We start from the raw sequence: 3,995 nt of genomic DNA on the forward strand, positions 1-3,995 counted from the left end.
ACGCCGCTATGCTCGTCGTTCGCTGTCAATTCAACCGCGAATTCCTGGAACCATTCGCTGACTGCATTTGAAGCTGTCTCTGGAGCGATTCCATCGATGTTCACTTTGATTGTTTGCACTTCTTCTTTATTGCCGACTTTGTCGGTGCTGTAATAAGAAACTTCGTTAACGCCTGCTTCCGTAACGGCCACAGTCGTGCCTTCAACGAATTCAGATCCGTTTACGGAATAGTAAGTTTTGTCGACGCCGCTCTTGTCATCAGCCGCAGTCAATTCGACTACTGCTTCTTTCAACCAGTCAGCGGATTCGTTCGATTCTGTAACAGGCGCCGTGCGGTCGATCTTCACTTCAGCTGCCTTTACTTCTTCTGTGCCGCCAGCTTTGTTGACGCTATAGAACGTAATTTCGTTGATGCCGTCCTGGTCTACGGTAAAGCTGCTACCTTCCGTGAACTCCGAACCATTGATCGAGTAGAATGTTTTTTCAACTGCACTCTTGTCATCCGTTGCAGTCAATTCCACCACGAATTCCTGGTGCCATTCGCTGTCCGCATTCGACACCGTTTCAGGGGCCGAAAGGTCGATATTCACTTGTGCTGTTTTCACAGTTTCTGTGTTCCCTGCTTTGTCAACGCTGTAAAATTCGATTGAATTCACACCGTCTTCAATGATTGCAACATTTGTGCCTTCTTTGAATGGAGCGCCGTTCACAGAGTAGAATGTCGTTTCGACGCCGGCTTTATCGTCTGCCGCTGTGAATTCCAATGCGAATTCTGCATGCCAATCGCCATCTGCGTTTGAAACCGTTTCAGGAGCGGTGCGGTCGATCTTCACTTCCGCTGTCTGCACTTCTTCTACGTTTCCAGCAACATCCGTTGAGTAAAATGAAATCGTGTTGATTCCTTCTTCATTCACCACAACGCTGTCGCCTTCCGTAAATTCAGAACCATTTACAGAATAGAAGGTCTGGTTTACTCCGCTCTGCTCATCTTCCGCTTTCAACTGGACCGTGAATTCCTGGTGCCAATTGCTGTTTGCGTTGGATGATGTTTCCGGAGCTGTCTTATCAATATTCACTTGAGCTGTTTGGACTTCTTCCACATTCCCCGCAAGATCCGTTGAGTAGAATGAAATCTTCTGGCTGCCGCTTACCGTGAACTCAGTGCCTTCAAGGAAATCAACGCCATTCAGCGAGTAGAACGTCTTATCGACGCCGCTCTTATCGTCTTCTGCAGTAAGGATTACCGCAAAATCTTTATTGATCCAATCAGTGACTGCGTTTGAAGATGTCACTGGTGGAGTCAGGTCATTCTGCATTTCAACTGCTACTGCATTCGAGTAGCCTGAGTCGCCGAAGCGGCTGTGTGTTACGGTTACGACGTATTCGTGTTTGCCATCAGCGATATCTGTGACAATGTAATTGCGTTTATCTGTCGTGCCTAACAGGACATATTCTTCTCCGACGACTTCGTACACGTTATATGCAGAAGCACCGGTAATTTCTGTCCAGCTCAAAGCAGCAGTCTGCTCATCAAAAGAAAGCAACTTCAGCTCCGGACTTTGTACAGTCGGATGGCCTAAAGTATATTCGATTTTTGAAGGTGCGGATTCGCCGAAGCGATCGCTTACTGCTGTTACTTCGTATTCATACCAATCTTCTGGCATGTTGGTGAAAGTACGGGCAAGGTTAGGTGTGTTAGCGACTAGCTCTTTTTTATCGTCTTTGATCCGATAAACATTATAGCTTGTTGCGAATTCCACTTCTGACCAACGCACTGACAAATCGTTGCCGTTTGAAACAGTGATGCGCAAATCGGCAGGAGCTGCCAATTCTGGATGCACCAGCGAATAGTTCGCCTGGACGCCCGTTTGAGATTCACCAAAGCGATCGCTGTTTGACGTCACTTCATACTGATAATCTCCAGCAGGCAGGTTAATGAATGAGCGGCTCAAGTTTTCCGTTGTATAAAGGAATTTCTTTTCGCCATTAGTGATCTGATAGATATTGTAGCCTGTGGCAAATTCCACTTCTGGCCATCTTAGGAACAAATCGTTGCCGTTGCGTACAGCAACCGTCAGCGTAGCAGGTGCTACCATGATAGGATGAACTAGTGTAGTTGATACATAAGCTGCTGTTTTGGATTCGCCAAAACGGCTGCTGACCGAATACACTTCGTATTGATATTCGCCTGCAGGTTTATTTGTCAAAGTGCGGGATAAGTTTTCTGTCGTATTGACCAGTTTTTTTACGCCATCTTTGATTTCGTAGATGTTATACGCAGTTGCAAATTCGACTTCTGACCACTTTAAGAAAATGTCATTGCCGTTGCGGATTGTCAGCGTTAAATCAGCGGGTGCAGCCATAGTCGGATGAACCAAATCCGTTTCAACTCGACTTGCTGTTAGGGATTCCCCAAAACGTGCGCTGACTGCCGTCACTTCATATATAAACGAACCAGCTGGCATATTCGAGAATGTGCGGCTAAGGTTTGCAGTATTGTTAACTAGTTTTCTCACGCCGTTTTGGATTTGATAAATATTGTAGCTATCGGCAAACTCTGAAGCTGACCATCTCAAGGCAAGATCGTTGCCGTTCCGGATAGTTAAACTCAAATCTTGCGGAGCGGCCATATCGGGATGGACCAATGTATAAGAAACTTGATTTGAGGGAAGAGACTCACCGGTTGCTGAGTTTAATGCTGTAACCTCGAACGTGTAATCGCCTTCCGGCTTATTTGAATAACCAAACAGATTGTTTGTTGGGGAGCCAATAAGCTTTTTCTCACCATTGGTTATCAAATATACATTGTATTTTTGGGCAGCAACTACACCTGTCCACTTAAGAATTAGATTATTGCCACTATTAACGGACACTGTTAAGTTTGTTGGCGCTTCTGTAGAAGCAGCAAATACGCTAATGGTCGGCAATGCAAACTGAAGTACTAGCAATATGCTTAAAAGCATTGATATTAGACTATACTTTCTCATGTTAATTAATCCACCTTTATACCTATTTTGAAGTCAAATAAAAAACCAGCAACATTTATCTTTAATTAAAGGCTTTAAACAGTGAAAATAAGAGGCTCTGCCAGATTGGGAGCCTCTTGTTCCATGTTTCAATTACTATATATTAAGGATTAACGAAGTAATTGAAGTACTGCTTGTGGAGCTTGGTTTGCTTGAGAAAGCATCGCTTGTGAAGCTTGAGTCAAGATGTTGTTCTTAGTCAAGTTCATCATTTCTTTCGCCATGTCAACGTCACGGATACGTGATTCTGCAGCTTGTGTGTTTTCAGCTGAAGCGTTAACATTGTTGATTGTGTAATCTAAACGGTTTTGAACAGCACCAGCATAAGCGCGGCCATTAGAAACTGTTTGGATTGCAGTGTCAAGAACTGTCAAAGATGCAGCTGAAGTTGTAGCATCTGTTACATCTACAGTTGCAAGAGCTGCTAAAGTATCTGTCAAATCAACATTGTTCAAGTCAAGTGATAATGTTTCACCATTATTTGCCCCACTTTGAATTGTTAATATCGCTGTACCTCCATTCGAAGTTCCGTCAAGAAGTTTTTGACCATTGAATTGTGTAGTAGCAGAAATATCAGTAATTGTAGAAGTCAATTGCGTTAATTCCCCAGCAATTGCGTCTCTCTCAGCCGCACTGTTAGTGTCACTTGCTCCCTGTACAGTCAATTCGCGCATACGCTGAAGAACTGCATGCGTTTCGTTCAAAGCGCCATCAGCTGTTTGGATCAAAGATACTGCATCTTGCGAGTTTTTAGAAGCTTGTTCTAGTCCGCGAATCTGTCCGCGCATTTTTTCAGAGATTGAAAGACCTGCTGCGTCGTCTGCACCACGGTTGATGCGCATACCTGAAGAAAGTTTTTCCATTGAGTTTGCTGCGTTGCCGCTCACTTGGCCCATTTGGCGGTGAGTGTTAAGTGCTGCGATGTTGTTGTTGATAATCATTGTGTATTACCTCCGTGTAATGTTTTTT

General features: G+C 44.3%; 2 protein-coding genes. Both read right to left on the minus strand.

What is annotated here, in order from left to right:
• On the minus strand, window positions 1-2,987 hold a 2,987-nt coding region (locus EGV91_RS16750; RefSeq protein ID WP_421958256.1), incomplete at its 3' end, for an OmpL47-type beta-barrel domain-containing protein.
• Between the two features lie 149 nt (window positions 2,988-3,136).
• Window positions 3,137-3,967 (minus strand): flagellin N-terminal helical domain-containing protein, encoded by an 831-nt coding sequence (locus EGV91_RS16755; protein ID WP_135505753.1) that lies wholly within the window; start codon window positions 3,965-3,967, stop codon window positions 3,137-3,139.
• Between the last annotated feature and the right edge of the window lie 28 nt (window positions 3,968-3,995).

It is taken from the genome of Planococcus koreensis (genome assembly GCF_004761975.1).
Taxonomy (GTDB): domain Bacteria; phylum Bacillota; class Bacilli; order Bacillales_A; family Planococcaceae; genus Planococcus; species Planococcus koreensis.

Coding starts and splice junctions, on each gene's coding strand:
- EGV91_RS16755 (WP_135505753.1), bottom strand. CDS start 3,967: ATGATTATCAACAACAACATCGCAGCACTTAACACTCACCGCCAAATG.